The organism is Streptomyces sp. NPDC049954 (assembly GCF_040656295.1).
GTDB lineage: Bacteria > Actinomycetota > Actinomycetes > Streptomycetales > Streptomycetaceae > Streptomyces.
Genome location: NZ_JBFALS010000008.1, coordinates 172349 through 192096, shown reverse-complemented (window position 1 = coordinate 192096; position 19748 = coordinate 172349). Strand labels below are relative to the sequence as shown.

At 72.1% G+C, this 19748-nt stretch carries 18 protein-coding genes; 6 read left to right on the top strand and 12 right to left on the bottom strand.

Translation table 11 applies throughout. The features are described from left to right. Positions 1-14: 14 nt before the first annotated feature. The 3 genes from AB0J21_RS20290 to AB0J21_RS20280 all read right to left on the bottom strand — a co-directional run bounded on the left by AB0J21_RS20290 (position 15) and on the right by AB0J21_RS20280 (position 3389). Complete coding sequence (locus AB0J21_RS20290) at positions 15-770, bottom strand: SDR family oxidoreductase (protein ID WP_363147405.1); 756 nt, start codon at positions 768-770, stop codon at positions 15-17. A gap of 132 nt (positions 771-902) precedes the next feature. Continuing rightward, a complete protein-coding gene (locus tag AB0J21_RS20285; protein WP_363147404.1) occupies positions 903-2363 on the bottom strand; it encodes an aldehyde dehydrogenase family protein in 1461 nt (486 codons plus the stop codon). Between the two features lie 66 nt (positions 2364-2429). After that, positions 2430-3389 carry an amidohydrolase family protein gene (locus AB0J21_RS20280; protein ID WP_363147403.1) on the bottom strand — a complete coding sequence of 320 codons (960 nt, stop codon included), beginning with the start codon at positions 3387-3389 and terminating at the stop codon, positions 2430-2432. Positions 3390-3500: 111 nt separating this feature from the next. Here AB0J21_RS20280 and AB0J21_RS20275 point away from each other — a divergent pair, with 111 nt between their 5' ends. After that, complete coding sequence (locus tag AB0J21_RS20275; protein WP_363147402.1) at positions 3501-5123, top strand: bifunctional 3-(3-hydroxy-phenyl)propionate/3-hydroxycinnamic acid hydroxylase; 1623 nt, start codon at positions 3501-3503, stop codon at positions 5121-5123. An 83-nt stretch (positions 5124-5206) separates the two neighbouring features. Next, positions 5207-6025, top strand: coding sequence for an IclR family transcriptional regulator (locus tag AB0J21_RS20270; RefSeq protein ID WP_363147401.1), 819 nt, complete (start codon positions 5207-5209; stop codon positions 6023-6025). Positions 6026-6074: 49 nt separating this feature from the next. On the opposite strand, the gene AB0J21_RS20265 is transcribed toward AB0J21_RS20270, so the two are convergent. Next, positions 6075-7007: an SDR family oxidoreductase gene (locus AB0J21_RS20265; RefSeq protein ID WP_363147400.1), complete on the bottom strand. Its 933-nt coding sequence runs from the start codon at positions 7005-7007 to the stop codon at positions 6075-6077. A gap of 189 nt (positions 7008-7196) precedes the next feature. Here AB0J21_RS20265 and AB0J21_RS20260 point away from each other — a divergent pair, with 189 nt between their 5' ends. Both AB0J21_RS20260 and AB0J21_RS20255 read left to right on the top strand, forming a co-directional pair. Further along, positions 7197-7682: an SRPBCC family protein gene (locus AB0J21_RS20260; protein WP_363147399.1), complete on the top strand. Its 486-nt coding sequence runs from the start codon at positions 7197-7199 to the stop codon at positions 7680-7682. Positions 7683-7789: 107 nt separating this feature from the next. Then, positions 7790-9406: an NAD(P)/FAD-dependent oxidoreductase gene (locus AB0J21_RS20255; protein WP_363147398.1), complete on the top strand. Its 1617-nt coding sequence runs from the start codon at positions 7790-7792 to the stop codon at positions 9404-9406. Between the two features lie 32 nt (positions 9407-9438). Here the strand turns inward: AB0J21_RS20255 and AB0J21_RS20250 are convergent, their stop codons facing one another. Beyond that, positions 9439-9831 (bottom strand): SRPBCC family protein, encoded by a 393-nt coding sequence (locus tag AB0J21_RS20250; RefSeq protein ID WP_363147397.1) that lies wholly within the window; start codon positions 9829-9831, stop codon positions 9439-9441. A 31-nt stretch (positions 9832-9862) separates the two neighbouring features. Beyond that, positions 9863-10099 carry a DUF2945 domain-containing protein gene (locus tag AB0J21_RS20245; protein ID WP_363147396.1) on the bottom strand — a complete coding sequence of 79 codons (237 nt, stop codon included), beginning with the start codon at positions 10097-10099 and terminating at the stop codon, positions 9863-9865. A 276-nt stretch (positions 10100-10375) separates the two neighbouring features. Here AB0J21_RS20245 and AB0J21_RS20240 point away from each other — a divergent pair, with 276 nt between their 5' ends. Both AB0J21_RS20240 and AB0J21_RS20235 read left to right on the top strand, forming a co-directional pair. Next, a complete protein-coding gene (locus AB0J21_RS20240) occupies positions 10376-11362 on the top strand; it encodes a 2-oxoglutarate and iron-dependent oxygenase domain-containing protein (RefSeq protein WP_363147395.1) in 987 nt (328 codons plus the stop codon). Positions 11363-11372: 10 nt separating this feature from the next. Continuing rightward, positions 11373-12746 (top strand): nucleobase:cation symporter-2 family protein, encoded by a 1374-nt coding sequence (locus AB0J21_RS20235; protein WP_363147394.1) that lies wholly within the window; start codon positions 11373-11375, stop codon positions 12744-12746. Positions 12747-12895: 149 nt separating this feature from the next. Here the strand turns inward: AB0J21_RS20235 and AB0J21_RS20230 are convergent, their stop codons facing one another. The 6 genes from AB0J21_RS20230 to AB0J21_RS20205 are packed head-to-tail and all read right to left on the bottom strand — an operon-like array spanning position 12896 to position 19747. Next, positions 12896-13852 (bottom strand): carbohydrate kinase, encoded by a 957-nt coding sequence (locus tag AB0J21_RS20230; protein WP_363147393.1) that lies wholly within the window; start codon positions 13850-13852, stop codon positions 12896-12898. After that, positions 13849-15369: a glycoside hydrolase family 32 protein gene (locus AB0J21_RS20225; protein ID WP_363147392.1), complete on the bottom strand. Its 1521-nt coding sequence runs from the start codon at positions 15367-15369 to the stop codon at positions 13849-13851. The genes AB0J21_RS20230 and AB0J21_RS20225 overlap by 4 nt, the downstream gene beginning before the upstream one ends. A gap of 5 nt (positions 15370-15374) precedes the next feature. After that, positions 15375-16889 (bottom strand): glycoside hydrolase family 32 protein, encoded by a 1515-nt coding sequence (locus AB0J21_RS20220; protein ID WP_363147391.1) that lies wholly within the window; start codon positions 16887-16889, stop codon positions 15375-15377. Positions 16890-16947: 58 nt separating this feature from the next. Further along, the gene (locus tag AB0J21_RS20215) at positions 16948-17976 is read right to left on the bottom strand and encodes a LacI family DNA-binding transcriptional regulator (RefSeq protein WP_363147390.1); all 1029 of its coding nucleotides are present in this window, start codon (positions 17974-17976) and stop codon (positions 16948-16950) included. Beyond that, positions 17973-18872, bottom strand: coding sequence for a carbohydrate ABC transporter permease (locus AB0J21_RS20210; protein ID WP_363147389.1), 900 nt, complete (start codon positions 18870-18872; stop codon positions 17973-17975). Before AB0J21_RS20210 ends, AB0J21_RS20215 begins: the two co-directional genes overlap by 4 nt. Beyond that, on the bottom strand, positions 18872-19747 hold the full coding sequence (locus AB0J21_RS20205) for a sugar ABC transporter permease (protein WP_363147388.1): 876 nt from the start codon (positions 19745-19747) through the stop codon (positions 18872-18874). Before AB0J21_RS20205 ends, AB0J21_RS20210 begins: the two co-directional genes overlap by 1 nt. Position 19748: the final 1 nt, after the last annotated feature.

The window sequence follows — 19748 nt, the reverse complement described above, 5'->3', positions numbered from 1 at the left end:
CGGAGGCCGCGGGATCAGTGCCGGACCAGGCCGCCGTCGGCCACGACGGTCTGGCCGGTCACGAAGGCGCAGTCCTCACTGGTCAGGAAGGAGGCCAGCCCGACGATGTCGGCCGCCGTGCCGACCCGCTTGATCGCCTGCATCCCGGCGACCGTGCGCAGCATGTCCTCCCCGATGAACCGCTCGCCCCCGGGAGTACGGGAGGCGCTCGGGGAGATCGCGTTGACGGTGATGCCGTACGGCGCCAGATCGCTGGCCAGCGCCCGGGTGAAGCCGACGACGGCCCCCTTGCTGGCCATGTAGTGGACCATGCCGGGGACGGCCAGGCCCAGGGAGTTGGAGGCCAGATTGACGATGCGCCCCCAACCGCGGTCCCGCATCGAGGACATGACCGCCTTCGCCATGAGGAACTGCGAGTCGATGTTGATCTCCTGAGTCCGCTTCCACTGGGCGAAGTCCAGCTCGAAGACGTCCTTGAAGGGGAAGACCCCCGCGTTGTTCACGAGGATGTCGACGCCCCCGCCGAAGTCCAGCAGGCTCGGGGCGAGGGCCTCGACCTGCTCGGGGTCGGAGATGTCGGCCCGCAGCATGAGGGCGCGGCGCCCGGCCTCCTCGACGGCCGCGACGGTGTGCTCGGCCGGCTTCAGGTCGACGGCGATGATGTCGGCGCCCCGCAGGGCGAGTTCACGGCAGATCGCGTGCCCGAAGCCCCCTGCCGCGCCGGTGACCACCGCGATCCGGCCGCTGTGCGTGGACTGCTGTGAGGACAAGAGGTGCTCCTCTTCCTGGTGGTGCGGCTTCTGGTGGTGCGGCTTTCTGGTGGTGCGGTTTGTCGTTCGTGCGGCTTCTCTTCGCGCGGGGGTGCCCGGTGGCGGCGGCCCGATCGGGGCCGCTCGACGGGGTCACCCGCCCGACGGCGCGTAGTCCTGGGTGATCTGCTTGTACTCCAGGAAGTCCTCCACGGAGGCGAGCCCGCCGAGCCGGCCGACCCCGCTGGACTTGAACCCGCCCTCCTCGAACTCGACGGTGAGGTTGGCCCAGCTGTTGACGGAGATGAGGCCCGCGTCGAGCTGCCGCGCCAGGCGCACCGGCCGGTCCGCGTCACGGCTCCAGACACAGGCGCTGAGCCCGTACTCGGTGGCGTTGGCGAGGGCGACCGCCTCCGCCTCGTCCTCGAACACCTGCACCGTCTGCACCGGCCCGAAGGTCTCCTCCTGCACGATCGGGAGCGCGGAGTCGGTCACCGCGAGGAGGGTCGGGTGGTAGAAGGCGCCGCCCGCCAGCTCGGGACGGGTGCTCGGCCCACCGCGCACCAGCGGCTTGGCGCCGGCCGCGATCGCCGCCTCCACCGCCGCGTCGACCCGGGCGACCGAGGCCTTGTCGATCAGCGGCCCGATCTCACTGGCCGGGTCGGAGGCCGGACCGGGACGTACAGCGGCGAGCCGCCCGGCCAGTGCCTCGGTGAACTCGTCGGCTATGGCCCGCTGCACGAGGACACGGCTTCCCGTCATGCAGAACTGCCCGGCGAACACCGTGCACGACTGGACGACCGTGGCCAGCGCCCGGTCGAGGTCCGCGTCGGCGAAGACGAGGTGCGGGGTCTTCCCGCCCAGTTCCAGGCCCACCCGCTTGAAGTGGGCCGCGGCCCCCTGCGCCACGAGCCGGCCGGTCCTCGTGCTGCCGGTGAAGCTGATCACCGGTACCCGCGGCGACTCGACCAGCAGCTGCGCCACCTCGGAGCCGGATTCGATGACGACGTTCACCGCTCCCCTGGGCAGCTCGGGCACCGAGGCCAGGATCTCGCTCATGAGCGCGGCGGTCCGCGCGGCCTGGCCGGGCATCTTCACCACGGCCGTGCACCCCGCCGCCAGGGCCGGGGCCAGCGCACGGACGCACAGGTAGGCGGGGGAGTTCCACGGCACCACGAGACCGGCGACCCCGACCGGCTGCCGGATCGACATGGACTGACGTCCCGGCTGGGTGTCGGTGACCCGGCCGTGCGGATGCAGGGCCAGCCCCGCCGCGAAACGCAGCGCGCGGACGATGAAGTGCGCCTCGAAACCGGCCTCGGGCCCGAGCTTGCCGTTCTCCTGGCACAGGGTGGCCACGACCTCGTCCATGCGCGCGTCGTACGCGTCGGCGAGGTGGCTCAGCGCGGTGGCCCGCAGCATGGGGTCCAGGCGCCAGGCCGGCTCGGCGAAAGCCGCGGCGGCCGCGTCGATCGCGGCCTGTCCGAGCGCGGCATCGGCCTCCGCGTAGGCGCCGATCACCTCGCCGGTCGCCGGATCGACGCTGTCGGACGTACGGGACGAACCGACCCACTCGCCGGCGATCCAGTGCCGTGCGGTGTTTCCTTCGGCCATGTCGGCAACTCCTGTCGAAAGCGCGGAAATGAGGGAGAAGGGGGAGCGGATATGCGGGGCCGCGTCCTACAGGCCGAGCAACTGCTCCGCGTTGAGGTGGGCGATCTTGGCGCGGTCGGCCTCGCTGACCGGAGCGGTGCGCAGGAACTCGGTGGCCGCCGCCATGTCCTCGAAGGGGTAGTCGGTGCCGAAGAGGATGTGCTCGGAGCCGAGCGCCAGCAGCGCGCACAGCAGGGGAGGCGCCGAGCACACTCCGCTGGTCGTGATGTAGAGGTTGTGGCGCAGGTAGTCCGAGGGGTTCTCCCGGGCGAGTTCGACGCCGTGGTGGTTGTGGAAACCCCAGCGCGAGTCCAGCCGCCACAGGACGTAGGGCAGCCCCTCGCCCATGTGGCCGAGCAGCAGCTTCGCCTCGGGGAAGTCGTCGAAGACACCACCGAACACCAGGCGCAGGACGTGCGAGGCGGTCTCCGTCCCCCAGCTCCACATCGGCCCGATGAGTTCGGGGTGCCCCTCCATCACGTGGGGCGTGCCGACCCCGTTGGCCGGGTGCAGGTAGAGGGGCACGCCGAGCCCTTCGGCGCGTTCCCACACCACACGCAGCTCCGGGTCGTCCAGGTAGCGGCCCTGGGTGTGGGCGTTCACCAGGGCTCCGCGCATGCCCAGTTCGGTGACGGCGCGCTCCAGCTCCTTCGCCGCCGCCCGCGGGTCCTGCAGGGGCAGCGCGGCGAAGCCGGCGAACCGGCCGGGGTGGTCGGCGATCACCCCGGCGAGCAGGTCGTTCACCGCCGCGGCCTGCGAGACGGCGGTCGCGGCGTCCGGCTCGGCCTGGATACCGGGGGAGTTGAGGGACAGCACCTGTACGTCCAGTCCCGCCGCGTCCATCTCCGTCAGCCGCTCCCCGGTGAGGTCGAGCAGCCGCCGGGACGCCTCGCGCCACCTCTCCGGCTGAGCGATCGAGGCCGATCCCGCCCCGTAGCCCACCAGCTCCGGTGTGACGAAGTGTTCCTCCAGGCCGATGGTCCGCATCCCGGCGCTCCTGTTCGTTTCACGAATATGCATTGACTTCATGGATGGTCAAACGTAGCTTCCACCGGTGTCAACCCTCTGGAAGCTGTCCGAGAAAACGGAGGTGCCCCGATGGCGGGTGCGGAAGGCGTGGGCCAGGGCCGCCCCGAAGCGAACAGCACGACGGTGGACGTGGCCGTGGTGGGCTACGGACCCGTCGGCATGGTCACGGCCGCCCTGCTCGGGCGGGCCGGCCACCGCGTCGTGGTGCTGGAGCGCTACGCGGGCCTGTACAACCTGCCGCGCGCGGCGAGCTTCGACGACGAGACGATGCGTACGCTGGCCCGGCTCGGCGTGGCCGGGGAACTGCTGCCGAAGGTGCGCGTGCAGCCCACGTACGAATGGCGCAACGGCACCGGCGACCTGCTGATGGAACAGCGCTTCGAGGACCTGGGACGCAGCGGCTGGGCCGAGTGGTACATGATGTACCAGCCGGATCTGGAAGAGGCGCTGGACCGGGTCTGCCGCTCCCTTCCGCAGGTGGAGGTGCGCCACTCCAGCCCCGTGGTCGCGGTGGAGCAGACCGGGACGGGCGTCGGCCTCACCGTGGACGGACCCGACGGGCGGCAGAACGTCACCGCGCGCTGGGTCGTGGCCTGCGACGGCGGCAACAGCTTCGTGCGCTCGGCGCTCGGCGTCGGCCTGGAGGACTACGGCTTCTCCGAACCGTGGATGGTGTGCGACTTCCGCTTCCGCCGCCCCTCGGACGTCCCCCGGGCCCTGCAACTCGGTGATCCGCAGGGCCCCACCTCGATCATCTCCCTCGGGCCCGGGCACCACCGCTTCAGCTTCATGCTCGACTCGGTCGAGGACTTCGCGACCGAGCGCGCTCCGGAGCGGGTGTGGAAGCGCGTCGCCCCCCGGCTCGACCCCGCGGACGCGGACCTGATCAGGGTCGCGACGTACACCTTCCGCTCGCTCGTGGCCGAGGACTGGCGGCGCGGCCGCGTGCTGCTCGCCGGGGACGCCGCGCACCAGATGCCGCCCTTCCTCGGACAGGGCATGTGCTCCGGCTTCCGCGACGCGCAGAACCTCGCGTTCAAACTGGACCTCGTGCTGCGCGGGGCCGCACCGGACGGGCTCCTCGACACCTACCAGACGGAGCGTGAGCCGCATGTGCGCGCGGTGATCGAGAAGGGCATCGAGCTGGGCCACCTGCAGACGCTCAGGGACCCCGAGCGCGCCGCCGAGCGCGACCGGACGATGCTCGCCCGGCGGGCGAGCGCGCAGGAGCCCGAGCGGATGCGCTTCCCGAGCCTGCGAGCGGGCATGCTGGCGCGGCAACCGCACCCGGCGCGCGGGCAGTTGTCCGTGCAGGGTGTGGTGGACGACGGAGCACGCCGCGACCGTCTGGACCAGGTGGTGGGCGGCGGCTTCCACCTGCTCGCCGAGCGCAGGTCGCTGGACGCGCTGGAGGGCGCCGGACTGCTCGACCACCTCGCCCGCGCCGGGGTCCGGGTCGTCGTCCCCGGCGAACGGGCCGCCGCGCACCCCGGCGCGACCCTCGTGCGGGACGCCGACGGCACCTACCGCGACTGGTTCGCCGAACTGAACTGCTCGGCCGTCGTGGTGCGCCCCGACTTCCACGTGTTCGGCGCCGCCGGTGACCCCGGCGCGGCAGTTCCGCTCGCCGAGGAACTGCTGCGGACGCTCGGCGCGGACTTCGCGCCAACGGCCGGTGGGACCGACGCCTGAACCACCCGACGTCTGAACCACCCGCCGCCGAGTTCCCGAACGGCCCCCGCCCCCTTTGCCGACGAGTCACTATGATCGCCCCCGTGACCCCACAGCCCCCCTCCGCACCGGAGAACAACGAAGCGCCGCCCGCACGGCAGGGCATCCAGTCCGTCGAACTGGCGATGACGGTGCTGGTGGCCCTGGAGGAGGCGCGGGGCCCGATGAGCCTGACGCAGATCGCCGCGGCCAGCGGGATGCAGCCGAGCAAGGCCCACCGCTACCTCGTCAGCCTCGCCCGGGTCGGCCTCGTCGCCCGCTCGCCCAGCTCGGGGCGGTACGACATGGGGCCGGCCATGCGGCGGCTCGGGGTCGAGTCGCTGCGCAGGATGGACGAGGTCGCGCTGGTGAGCGAGCACCTGCCCGTACTGCGCGACCGCACCTCGCACGCGGTCAACCTCGCGGTGTGGGGGGACCACGGGCCCGTCGTCGTCCGCTGGGAGTACGGGGCCCACACCCTGCCCATCACGGTGCGGGTCGGAGCCACCATGCCCCTGCTCAACAGCGCGATGGGGCGCGCGTTCCTGGCCCATCTGCCGGATCAGCTCACCGAGCCGGTCCTGCGCGTCCAGCTCGAAGTCGACCGCCTGGACGCGGCCACCCGCGAACGCGTCGGGAAGATCCGGGCCGGCGTCCTGCGCGACGGAGTGGCCGGCACCGTCGGCGGGGTCATCCCCGGCGTCACCTCGCTGGCCGCCCCGGTGTTCACCGCCGGGCAGTCGCTGCCCCTGGTCGTCACCCTCGTCATGCCGACGCGTGGCACCACCGAGGAGGAACTGGCCGGTCTCTCGCGGGAACTGCTGCGGTCGGCACAGGTCATGTCCGAGGAACTGGGCCGCGCGACCGGCCCGGACGAGGCGTAGCGGAGCGGCGCGGCAGCCGGTCCGGAGCCGAACGCCCGTACGCCGCCGGTCAGTCGGGGGCCCCGCCGCCCCCTTCGCGAGCGGGGCTGCGGCCTGCGGGGCCGGCGTCGGGCCCGCCCGCCGCCGCCTCCCCGCCCCTGCCCAGGGGGCCGCTCGCCGCGACCCCTCCCTCCCGCTCCAGGCGGCGCATCAGCCACCGGGAGCGGAGGGTGACCAGTGGCGGCAGCCAGGTCCGCACGAGCCGGACCCCGCGCACCCACTGCTGGGCGTCGACCGTGGCGGCACGGCGTTCGATCCCGCGCACCAGTCGCTCCGCGACCAGCGGGGCCGGGTAGGTCCGCGAGGCGGGCCACGGCAGCGCGGAGCGCAGCGCACGCAGCGCACGGGTGGTGTCGCCCGCCCGGATCATCTCCGTGTCCGCCCAGCTCAGATAGGCCACCCCCACCCCCACACCCCGGTGCGCCACCTCGGTACGCAACACCTGCGCGAACGTCTCGGCCCCCGCCTTCGAGGTGCAGTAGGCGCTCATGAGGGGGGCCGGAGCGAGCGCCGCGAGGGAGGACACCTGGAGGTAGTAGCCCCCGGTGCGCAGCAGATCGGGCAGGAAGACCCGTGCCGTCACCGCGCTGCCCACCACGTTCACCTCGACGACCCTTCGCCACTCGCCCGGATCGGAGCCCATGAACGGGCCGGTCTCCGCGATGCCCGCGTTGCCGACCACCACCGAGGGAGAGCCGAAGCGGGACCGTACGAGCGCCGCCGTCCGCGCCATCGCCTCGGCGTCACTGACGTCCACCGCCCACCAGTGCGCGGACCCCTCGGGCAACGTGGCAGCCGTCCTCGCCAGCTCCCCGGCCTCCAGCCCCAGCAGCGCCACCCGGGCGCCGCGCCGCACCAGCGCCCCCGCCATCTCGGCACCCAGGCCACGAGCGGCCCCGGTCACCACCGCCGTACGGCCGTCCAGCGGACTCGCAACAGACATGGCACCTCCACACGACGCGACGGGCCGGCCCCGGCCGTTCCCAGGATGCCCGCGGCCAGGGCAGACGGCCTCGCGGGGACGGCCGCCGGCACCGGGACGGCCGCCGTCCCCGCGCGGGAGCGGGCCCCCGGGCCTAGCGTGGGAACGCGCGGCGAGGACAAAGCGGCAATCGGACGGTGGAGGAACCCCATGGCCGTACGGCACCGGTTGATCAGGAAGCCTCCCGAGGACGTCTGGGCGGTCCTGTCCGACGTGGAACGGTACGGGGACTGGGTGGTCGGAACCGCCCAGGTCGAGCCCGACGAGGGGCGCTGGCCCGAGCTGGACGCGGAAGTGCGCTACGAGATCAGGATCGGGCCGCTCACGCTGCACAACCAGACCGTCGTACGCCGTAGCGAGCCGCCCCGCGTCCTCGAACTGGAGGCGAAGAGCGGGCCCCTGGGGACGGCGAGAATCGCGCTGGAACTGCGGCCCTGGGGCGAGGACACGCTGGTCGTCCTCGACGAGCACCCGCTCCGCGGGGCCGGCGGCGTCCTGCACAACGGTGTCCTGGAGGCCGCGCAGCAGGTGCGGCACCGCGCGATGCTGCGCCGCCTCGCCCGGCTGTGCGAACAGGACGAGGCCCCGGCCCGCACCACTCCGGGACGACCGCGCCCTCGCCCCGGGCACACCTGACCGTACCGAGACGCGGGAGCGGGACGCGCGCCGTCCGGTCACGGTCGATCCGGGCGCTCCGGGACCCGGGACGCGGGCCGCGCCACCCACCGAGCCGGGAGTGATCCATGCCGGACGCGATTGTGATCGGGGCGGGCCCCAACGGGCTGGTGGCCGCGAACCTCCTGGCCGACGCCGGCTGGTCGGTGGAGGTCCTGGAGGCCCAGGACCAGCCCGGGGGAGCGGTCCGGCACGACCGGGGCGTCGACCCCGAGTTCGTCAGCGACCTCTTCAGCACCTTCTACCCCCTCGCGGCGGCCTCCCCGGTCCTGGCCGGCCTGCACCTGGAGCGGGAGGGGCTGCGCTGGAGCCACGCCCCGAAGGTACTCGCCCATCCGCTGCGGGACGGGCGCTGCGCGGTCCTCAGCCGCGACCCGCAGGAGACGGCCGCGAACCTCGACACCTTCGCCCCCGGGGACGGGGCCGCGTGGGAGGAGCTGCGCACGGTGTGGGAGACGCTGCGGCCCGGCATCGTCGACGCCCTGTTCACCCCGTTTCCGCCGGTCCGCGCCGTGGCCCGGCTGGCCCTGCGGCTGCGCGCGGCGGGCGGGCTGCGCCTGGCCAGGACGATGGTGCTGCCGGTCCGGCGGCTGGGCGAGGAGGAGTTCCGCGGCGAGGGCGGCAGACTGCTGCTCGCGGGCAACGCCCTGCACGCGGACCTCGCGCCGGAGGCGGCGGGCAGCGGCGGCTTCGGCTGGCTCATGTCCATGCTCGGCCAGACCTACGGATTCCCCGTCCCCGCCGGCGGCTCCGGGGCGCTCACCGCCGCTCTCGTCCGCCGGCTGGCGCGGCGCGGCGGAACGGTGCGCTGCGGGGAACGGGTCACCGAGGTCCTCGTCCGGGGCGGCCGGGCCGTCGGCGTCCGTACCGCGGGCGGCGAGGAGGTGCCGGCCCGCAGGGCGGTACTGGCCGACGTGTCCGCGAGCGACCTCTACGGCTCCCTCGTGGCCGAGCACCACCTCCCCGGACGGCTGCTCGCCGATCTGAAGCGCTTCCAGTGGGACTTCGCCACCTTCAAGGTCGACTGGGCTCTGAACGGTCCCGTCCCCTGGTCCTGCCCGGAAGCCGCGCGGGCGGGAACCGTCCACCTCGCCGAGGGCGTCGACGGCCTCACCCGCTTCGCCGCGCAGATCGCCATGGGCCGTGTCCCCGACGAGCCCTTCGCCCTCTTCGGCCAGATGACCACCACCGACCCCGGCCGCTCACCCCTGGGCACCGAATCGGCCTGGGCCTACACGCACGTACCGCACCGGGTGCGGGGCGACGCGGGAGACGAAGGGCTGACCGGCAGCTGGGACGCCCGGGAGCAGCAGGTGATGGCGGACCGTGTGGAGGCGCAGGTCGAGCGGTACGCCCCCGGCTTCCGCGCCCTGGTCAGAGCCCGCCGGATCCTGGCCCCGCCGACGCTGGAGAACCTGGACGCCAACCTCCGCGGCGGCGCCATCAACGGTGGCACGGCGGCCATGCACCAGCAGCTCTTCTTCCGCCCCACCCCCGGCACCGGCCGCCCCGAGACCCCCGTCCCCGGGCTCTACCTCGCCTCCGCCTCCGCCCATCCGGGCGGCGGGGTGCACGGCGCCCCCGGAGCCAACGCCGCGCGCTGTGCCCTGCGCGACCGGCGCTCCGGCGCACTGTCCCACCTCCAGGACCGCCTGACCCACCGCGACCGCAGGGGACAACGCTGAACGACCTGAGCGGACAGCCCCCGGCCGTTCACTCAGTCCCGCGTGACGAGCCGGCCCAGCGCGAGGGAGGCGAGGGGCCGGTACGCGGCGATCACGGGGAGCGGGCCGTGCAGGGTGAGGCGGGTGCGGGTGCCGCCCCGGCCGTCGGGGGCGACCTCGTGGCGCATGAACAGCGGCAGTGGTCCCAGGCGGGCCCGCCACGTCCACACGCCGTGCGCCTCGTCGACCTCGTCCACCTCGAACCGCACCCGCACCCGGCACCAGGACCAGACCCGGCCGTGCGCTCCCGGAGCGATCCGGTCCGCGTCGGTCTCCACCCGGGTGATGTGCGGCGCCCACCCGGACCACTGGTCCGGGCGGGCGTACCGCTCCCACGCGCGCCCGGGCGGAACGGGGCCCGAACGGCTCACCGTCAAGGACGCCACGGACGCTCCGGCCCCTTCCGCCCCGACACCCTCATGTGCGCTTGCCCTTCTTGCGCAGCGACTCCGGCCGGTGCACCGCCTTGCCGCCGGACTTCTCGCTGCGCACCTCGTACTGCGGGTCCTCCTCGGAGGCCTTCACGTGCCGGCCGGCCGCCTCCGTCGAGCGGGTGATCTTCTTCTCGACCGTGCCCTCGGCGGTGCCGCCGTGCGACTTCCACTCGACGTGCTCACCCTTGCGCGGGGCCCGGACCTCTTTTTTCTTCGCCATGGACCGAGCACACCACGAGAGCCGGTGCGCGGCACTCCGGCGGCCGGGCCCGGTGCTGTTGTTACGCCCGCTTAATGTCCCGGCTCTCGCGCGAAACACGGCGGCGGCAGAGTGTCCGCATCGCGCATGGTTCACATGCCAGCCCACGGAGCGCGGGGCCCGCAACGGGCCCTCGGCGACCGTGCCCGCGGAGCTCCACGCCTCCGCGGTGGGGACTGCAGGGGCGGTGACTGCGTCCTGACCCGATACCCCATGGAACCGGGAGCAGCTGCCGCGATGACCGACACGACGTACACCCTCGCCGAACTCGACAGGGAAACCCGTATGGGCGGGGCCGGTACGGAGACCACCGACCGCGAGATCCGACGCGTCGACCTCTCCGACTTCGAGAACCGCAAGGCCGAGATCACCGAGGAGCTGTGGGCGGCCGCCACCGACATCGGCTTCTTCCAGCTCGTCCACCACGGCATCGAACAGAGCGTGGTGGACCGGGCGTTCGCCGATGCCGAGGCATTCTTCGCCCTGCCCCACGAGACCAAGGCGCAACACCCCCTGAAGAAAGGGCTGAACGCAGGCTGGGAGTCGATGACCCAGGTCAGGCCGTCCGTCGGGACACCCGATCAGAAAGAGTCGTACCAGGTGACCCGGCCGCACATGGACGGGTTGTGGCCCGAAGAGGAACTGTCCGGCTTCCGCGACCGGACCCTTGCCTTCGAGGCGGAGTGCCGGACGGTCGCCCTGCGGGTGCTGTCCTGCTTCGCCGACCGGCTCGGCCTCGACAGCGGCTTCTTCGACCGCGCCCACGACCCGGCGAGCGAGGCCTACCAGTCCACCCTGCGCATGCTGCACTACTTCGCGACCCCCGGGGACGCCGAAGTGAGCACCGACGTCTGGCGGGCCGGTGCCCACACCGACTTCGACTGCCTCACACTCCTGTTCCAACGGGACGGGCAGGGCGGCCTGCAAGTGTGCCCCGGCAAGGAGGCGGAGACCGGCGAGTGGACCCCCGTCGTGCCCTCGTCCGAGGTGATCACCTGCAACATCGGGGACATGCTCATGCGCTGGAGCGGCGACCGGCTGCCCTCCAACTTCCACCGCGTGAAGTCGCCCGGCCCGGACGAGGACCGAGGCGCCCGCTACAGCATCGCCTTCTTCGCCCAGGCAGACCGTGACGTGGTCATCGCGGACCCGGACGGCCGCTACCGGCCGATCACCGCGCACGACTACATCCAGCAGCGCATCGCCGCCAACTTCGCGCGATAGGAGGGCCACCGTGAGGAAGTCGGTGAACATGCGGGCCCCGTCCGGGCGGCTCGCGGTGCTGGGAGTCCAGCACGTGCTGGTGATGTACACGGGATGCGTCACCGTGCCACTGGTGTTCGGAGCGGCCGCGGGACTCGACGAGTCGGCCGTCGCTCTGCTCATCAACGCCGACCTGCTGGTCGCCGGCCTCGTCACGATCGTGCAGGGCGCGGGCGTCGGGCGGTTGCTCGGCGTCCGCATGCCCGTCATGGCCGGAGCGGCGTTCACGGCCGTCACCCCGATGATCCTCATCGCCGGGGAGTACGGGATCCAGGCGGTGTACGGCTCCATGCTCGCCGCGGGGGTCTTCGGCATCCTCGTCGCCCGGCCGTTCGCCAGATCGGTGCGTTTCTTCCCACCCCTGGTCAGCGGCATCGTGATCACCGTGGTCGGCCTCTCGCTGATCGGGGTCGGTGTCGGTCTCGTCGTCGGCGACGACCCGCGGGCGTCCGACTACGCGGCGCCGTCCCGGCTGGCGGTCGCCGCGTTCGTCGTCCTCGTGATCCTCCTGGTGGCACGGTTCGGACGTGGGTTCCTCGCCCAGACCGGGGTCCTGCTGGGACTCCTCGCGGGCACCGCCGTGGCCGTACCGCTGGGGTGGGTGGACTTCGCGGGCATCGGCGCGGCGGACTGGATCGGGATGAGCGCACCGTTCCACTTCGGTGCGCCCCGGTTCCCGCCGGTAGCCGTCGTCTCCATGTGCGTCGTGATGCTGGTGCTCTTCGCCGAGTCCACCGCCGACCTCATTGCGGTGGCCGAACTCACCGGCCGGGAACTGACGGACAAGGACCTGGCGCGTGGACTGGCCGCGGACGGCCTCTCGGGGGTGCTGGGCGGGGTGATGAACGCCTTCGTCGACACCGTCTTCGCCCAGAACGTGGGTCTGGTGTCCATGACCGGCGTGCGCAGCCGTCATGTGGCGACCGTCGCCGGCACCATCCTGGTCGCGCTCGGGGCGGTGCCCAAGATGGGGGCGCTGGTCGCGGGGCTGCCCGGACCGGTGGTGGGCGCGACCGGTCTGGTGATGTTCGCGACCGTGGCGGCCGTGGGCATCGGCACCCTGCGCAAGGTGGAGTTCGAGGGTACGGACAACCTGCTGATCGTCGCGGTGGCGATCGGCGCCGGCCTGGCACCCGAGGTGGCCCCCGGCATCTACTCGAGGCTGCCCGACGGCGTCGAGATCGCCCTCGGCTCCCCGGTCACGAGCGCGACCCTGGTCGCCTTCAGCCTCAACTGGGCGTTCAACCGGCCCCGGCGCAAAGGCATCAAGCGCGTCGGTGACCCGGTCGCGTTCGCCGTGGCGGAGCATCCCGTCGAGGGCGAACGCACAGCCCTCACCCCGTGACGCCGCCCGCAGGGGCGGCGTCGCGAAAGCCGCCCCGGCCCCGCTCGACGGGCCCCGCTCGGCACGGCGAGCGGGGCCGGGGCGGGAGGCAGGACAGGCGGGGCCCCGGAGAGCCGGGTTCCCGCCGGCGCTCCACGAGCACTCCGTCGCTACCGGCCGGCGGGATTCTCCAGTGCGGCCATGAGTTCCTTCGCGTGCGGTGGTTGTGCGCCGGGACGGGTCGTGGCGAGCGCGCCCGCGACCACCGAGCGTACGAGTAGTTCGCGCAGTGCCTGCGGTGTGTCCGGTAGTCGCACGGACACGCCGACGCCCGGTTCCGCCACGAGGAGGCCGTCGAGCAGGGCCGACTGGAAGGCGTCGCCCGCCCCTATGGTGTCCACGACCTGTACCGGTGGAGCGGCCACCGACACCTCGGTGCCCTCGGCTCCGGTGTAGGCGCTGGCGCCCTTGGCTCCCCGGGTCAGAACGACCAGCCGGGGACCGAGAGCGAGCAGGGCGCGGGCGGAGCGGCCCGGGTCGCGGTCGGGCCAGAGCCAGCGCAGGTCCTCGTCGCTGGCCTTGACGACGTCGGTGACGGTGGCCAGCCGTTCGACGGCGGCCCGGTAGAGGGCGCGGTCCGGCTGGACGGCGGGGCGGACGTTGAGGTCCGCTGAGACGGCACAACCCGGGCGGCCGTGCAGGCGCTCGCACACCTCCAGCACGCTGTCGGCGCCCGGTGCGAGGACGGCGGCCAGCGAACCGGTGTGGACGAGCGCGGCGCCGTCGGCCGTCGGCAGATCGACGGGGTCCCAGTGGGGCACGAAATCGTAGGTGGCGGAGCCGCTTACCGCGTCGACGTACGCGAGCGCCACCGTTGTCCGTGCCGAGGCGCTGGGTGCCCGGACGACGTCGAGTCCGGTGCCGCTGAGCCAGCGCGCGACCAGTTCGCCCGGCGGATCGTCGCCCCAGCAGGTCACGAGGATCACGGGACGGCCGAGGCGGCGCAGCCCCGTGGCCACGTTGGCGGGGCTGCCGCCGGGAACCGGCCGGACCTGGTCGGCACCGGGGTGCCATACGAGGTCGACGAGGCTTTCGCCGATCACGACAACGCGGGAAGCGGTGTTCATACGGGGGTCCTCCTGATGAGCGGGGCTTTGGGGGAGCGGCGCTCACGCAGGCAGCCGAGGCGCCAGGCGCTCAGTTCGACACGTGCGGCGCCGGCGGCGGATCGGGCCTGGAGCCGCCAGGGGGCGGGGCCCGTGGGGTAGAAGCGGAGGGTGAGGGTCCGCCCGTCGTCGAGGAAGATCTCCGCGACGGAGTGGTCCACGAGCACGCGCACTCCCACACTCCCCCCAGGCCCTGCCGCCTCGGGGACCCGCCAGGAGCCGCCCAGCGCCCGGGGGTCCAGAGAGGCACGGCTTCGGTCGGCGACGAGATCGCCCGTGTCCGGATCGAGGGCGATGTCCAGGTACTCCGAGCCGTCCTCGGTGGTGATCAGGCGGATTCCCGCCGCCGCTCCCGCCGCCGTGCGATGCAGCCGGGCCGTCAGATCGAAGGCGCGCCCGGTACGTGCCAGGTCGCGCGGTTCGCCGGACGTCACGGTGGTCCGCACGTCCAGGATCTTCTCCTCGCGCAGGAGCTCCGTCTCGCGCGCGGGCCGCTGGGTCAGCTGTCCGTCCGGGCCGAGGCCGATCTCGCGGGGCACCGTCAGCATCCCGGCCCAGCCCACCTCCTCGGCCCAGGCGCTGTACGCACCGACCCGCTCCGCGTCCCGTGCCTCCCAGATCCAGGCCCACAGCAGCCACCGGGTGCGCGAGGGTCCCTCGGGGACCGCCATGACGGCGGGGGCGTAGAAGTCCGGGCCGTGGTCGAGAGGCTGAGGTGCTCCGGCCAGGAAGGAGGTCCCCTCGTCCTGCCCGGTGTACACGGCGGTGCGCGCCGCGCCCTCTTCCGGGTTCCAGGCGCTGAGGAGCAGGGCCCCGCGCCGCCCGTCGAGTGGCGCGTACTGGACGCACTCCCAGCCACCTTCCGTGGTCCCACCGCCGGTCAGGGGCTCGGGCGGCCGGGCGAGGAAGGCGCCGGTGTACTCCCAGCGTTCCAGGTCCTCGGAGACGTAGTGCTGTGCGGCGGCCCGGCCGTCCCGCAGCGCCGAGCCGACGAGCATCCGCCAGCGATCTCCGTCCCGCCACACGTACGGGTCCCGGAACATGGTCGTGCCGGAAGGCGCCACCGGGATCAGCGGACGGGCCTGTTTGCGGAAGGTACGGCCGCCGTCGTGGGAGTGCGCGCTCATGACGGGCTGCCACCAGCGGTCCGCACGTCTGGCGGAATAGAAGGCGACGAGGCCCTCACCGGCTTCGACGGCGTTGCCCGACCACACCCCGTCCGCGTCGTCGCCGTCCGGTGCGGGCCCGAGCGCGACGGGCAGCGGCTCCCAGTGCAGCAGGTCGGGGCTGCGGTAGTGGCCCCAGTGCATGTGGGCGTGCTCGGTGCCGTACGGGTTGTACTGGAAGTACACGTGGTAGTGGCCGTCGTGGTGGACGAGTCCGTTGGGGTCGTTGACCCAGTGGTGCGACGGCCGCAGGTGCGCCTGCGGGAAGTGGATGTCCGGGGACCGGCCGGTGGTGGTGTTCTCGTGGGTCACGTGCTTCAGCCGATCTCGCGCACGGTGATGTCCGAGAAGGTGGCACTGCCGCCGTCGGCGTACACGGACAGGCCGGTGTCCCCCGACGTGAAGTAGACCTGGTGGGAGAGGACGGTGTGGCCGGCGTTGACGAACACTTCGACGCTCTGCCGGTCGACGAGGACGCGCAGACGCACGGAGCGGGCGTCGGCGTCCAGGGGAGCCTCGCTCTGGCCATGGGCGCCGAAGGAGTAGTCGGACCGGTCGGAGGGCCGCCGGTCCACGTAGACCTTGCCCTGGTACACGCCGATGTTGGTGTGCCTGGAGCCGTCCGCCGAACGGCCGACACAGATCCCGACGTTCTGGGCCTGGTCCCAGCCGATGTCGAGTTCGAGATCGTAGGAGCTTCCCCGATACGGCAGTTCGGCGGCGGTGTCGGTGGTGACGTCGTCGATCCGGACGGTGCGGGTGACGCGGTCCCGCAGGGCGGGCACCGGTTGGGAGAGCAGGGTGTACCAGCCCTCCGGCTGCCGGGCCAGGCGCAGTTCGCGGACCACTGACATCTGCCCGTTGTATCCGTCACTGGCGTCGGTGGGCACGTCGCGTGCGGCGTACTGCCAGTTGTTCATCCAGGCCAGTGCGTAGCGGCTGGTGTCCGGAGACACCTCGTTCGGCCAGGAGACGGCGGCGTACCAGTCCCAGCCCCGGTCGAGCCACTGCGGGTCCTGGTTGTCGGAGGTCCAGGACGTGCCGTCCCAGGAGCCGGTCCAGTACGCGTAGGTGTCGGGCAGTCCGCTGTAGTCGCCCTGGGTGCTGGCACCCAGCACCCAGTGCCGGCTGCCGTCGTCCGCGGTCATCTCGAAGAGGTCGGGGCACTCGAAGCCGCCGATATTGGGGGTGGTGTAGGTGAAGACCGAGGTGTGCGTCCAGTGGATCAGGTCGGGTGAGGTGTAGAACCACATGGCCTGTTGGCGGCCGATCACGGCGATCCACGCGCCGCGTGCCGAGTCCCAGTGGATCTTCGGGTCGCGGAACCAGTCGTTGTGGTCGGGGTTGTCGATGACGGCGGGGCCGTAGGCGGTGAAGCTGTAGCCGTCGTCGGTCGAGTAGTAGAGGTACTGACCCTGTTCGTAGCGGTCCCCGTCGGTGGGCCTGGTGGCCAGCACGACCAGGGCGTTCTCGCCGAAGCCGGCGGTGTTGCCGGTGTCGACCACGCCCGATCCGGTCCAGACGGGGATGTCCTCGCTCAGCGGGATCGCCGTGCCCCGGTCGGTGAAGGCGACGTTGTCGGCCGTCGTCGCGTGCTGCCACCAGCCGGGTGCGTTGTTCTTGTCGCTGTGCAGGTAGTACAGGTGGTAGGCGCCACCGGCGTACACCGGCCGCTGGGGGTCGCTGAGCCACCCGGAGGGCGGCGTCAGGTGGTAGACGGCGCGCAGCGAGTCCGCCGCCGCGGCCGAGGAGAGCGGTATGCGCGTGGTGGCCGCCGCGAGGGCGGCCACACCCACGGAGCGGAGCACGGCGCGTCGGGTGAGGCGGGGCATGGTGCGGCTCCTTCTGGTGAGACGGACATGGCAGGCCGGGGCCTGGCACACGGGGTGCTCAGGCGCCGGCCGCGGTGGAGACTGAACGGCGCGGGACAGGGGGGCAGTTGACGCCCGTCGGGCCGTCGTTCTGAGGCTGGTCGAGGCCCAGCAGGACGCGGACGCCGCGTCGGCCGAGTTCGTCGTGGGGAAGGGCGACGGTGGACAGCGCAGGGCGCAGGTGCGCCGCGATGACCTCCTGGTTGTCGAAGCCGACGACGGAGAGATCCTCGGGAACGCGCAGTCCCCGCTCGCGCAGCCCGTCGTACAGGCCCATGGCGACCCGGTCGTTGTGACAGAAGACGCCGGTGGCTCGCTGGGCGAGTACCTCCTCGACGGCGCTGTGTCCGCCCTCCTGATCGGGCTGGACATCGACGACGAGCGCGGGGTCGAAGGGCAGGCCGGCCGCGCTGAGGGCCTCGCGGTATCCCCGCAGCCGTCCCTCGCGTGCGGGAGAGGGGGTGCGGGTGTTGAGGAAGGCGATCCGCCGGTGGCCCTCGGCGAGCAGCATCCCGGTGGCGTCCTGGCCGCCGGCTCTCTCGTCGGGGACGACAGCCGGTACGGAGTGACCGGGCGTGTAGCAGTTGACGAGTACGGTGTTCGCCTCGGCGAGGCCGCCGGGCAGGTCGACCGCGCGGTGGTACCACGTCGAGTAGAGGATGCCGCGCACCTTGTGCTCCAGCATCATCGAGATCGCGCTCGCCTCGGCGGCCGCGTTCCCCTCGGTGTTGGCGATGAGCAGGACGTAGCCGTGCTTCCATGCCTCTTCCTGGGCACCGTGGATGATCTGCCCGGCGAACGGCGTGGTCGCGATGGCGTCCGCGACCAGGCCCAGGAAGCGTGAGCCGCCCTTCACCAGGTTCTTCGCCATGGCGTTCGGGCGGTACCCGAGCGTCTCGATCGCCCGGCGCACCCGTTCCCTCGCGTCCTTGCCGATGCGGGCGCCCGTGTTGTTGACGACATGCGAGACGGTCGACACCGACACGCCGGCGGCCTCGGCCACGTCCCGCATGGTGACGGCACGGTGACTGTCGTCTTGTCTCTTCATCCCTTGGTCGCTCCGCTCTCAAGCCCGTAGATCATCGCCTTGTTGAGTACGAGGAAGACCAGCAGCAGCGGCGTCACGGTCACGCACACACCGGCGAAGGTCGCGGTCCAGTCGGTCTTTCCCATCGCTCCGATGTAATTCTGCAGGCCCACTGGAATGGTCTTGAGGCTGTCGGACAGCACGAAGGTGTTGGCGAAGACGAAGTCGTTCCAGATGAAGATGCTGTTGACCATCACCACGGTGACGATCGTGTTGACCGACAGCGGCAGCGTGATGCGGGCGAAGATGCGGTACGGGCCGGCGCCGTCGAGGGAGGCCGCCTCGTAGGTCTCGCGCGGGACGTACCCGAAGAAGGAGGAGAAGAGGTAGAGCGACATCGGCAGGCCGAAGCCGGCGAGGGGGACCATCATCGACGGATAGGTGTCCAGGAGGCCCACCTTCGTGTAGTCGATGAACAGCGGCACGAGGGCGATCTGCACCGGGACGACGATGCCCAGCAGGAACAGGCCGCGCACCACGTTGCTGAAGCGGAAGCCGAGTACCTGGATCGCGTAGGCGCCCGTCAGCCCGCACACCACGATCAGTGCGTCCGCGCCGAGCGTGACGATCAGACTGTTGAGGATGTACCGCCCGAGGTCGGCGTGGTCGAAGGCCCGGGCGAAGTTGTCGAGTGTGAAGGAGCCCGGCAGCCCGAAGGGGCTTGAGGAGGCGAAGTCCTTCTCGGTGCGGACGCTGCTGAGGAACAGCCACAACAGTGGGTAGACCTGGACGACGGCCAGCAGGGCGACGAGTACCCGGGACAGGACCCGGTACACAGAGGGCCTGCGTCGCGTGGGAGCGGCCGGGACCTTGCTGAGGGGGCGGGCGGCGGGGCGGGCAGAGGCGAGCAGGGACATCAGACGGCCTTCCGCCGGAGGAGGAACAGGATCAGGCCGACAGCAACCAGGCTCTCCACCACGATGAACACCGCCATGGCGCTCGCGTAGCCGTAATCCGTGCTCAGGAACGCGGTCTTGTACATGTAGGTGGTGACCAGCTCGGAGGACTGGCCGGGGCCGCCGTTGGTCAGCAGATAGGGGATGTCGAACCCGCGCATCGCGTAGGTGACCGCCATGATGGACGTCGTCGTCCACACCGGCCGGATGTACGGGAAGCGGATCCGGGTGAAGACCTGCCACGGGCTGGCGCCGTCGAGGCGTGCGGCCTCCTCCAGTTCCTTGGGCACGGCCAGCAGCGCCGCGTAGATGATCACCGTGTACAGGCCGACGAACCGCCAGCCCTCGGGCGCCGAGACCGCCGCGAGGACGGTGTGCACGTCGGAGAGCCAGGGTCGCTCCAGGCCGTCGAGACCGGCCAGGTCCAGAAGCCCGTTGAGCGGCCCGACCGGGTCCAGCGAGTAGATCCGCTGGAAGAGCAGAGCGATCGCCACTGTCGAGATCACCGCGGGCAGCAGGTACAACACCTTGACCAGCTCACGGCCCCGGGTCAGCGAGATCAGCAGGCCGGCGACGAGGAGACCGCCGCCGAGCTGCAGCACCAGGCACACGGCGAGATAGACGAGCTGGTTGCCGACGGCGGTCCAGAAGTCCGCCTCCGCGAGCATGTACGTGTAGTTCGACAGCCCGGCGAACCGCATGTCGCTGATGCCGTCCCAGGTGAAGAAGCTGAGCACCAGAGACTGCACGATCGGCAGCAGCACCGCGGCCGAGAACAGCAGGAGCGGTGGGGCCAGGAACACCACGACCGACAGTCTGGAACGGGAGGGAAGCATC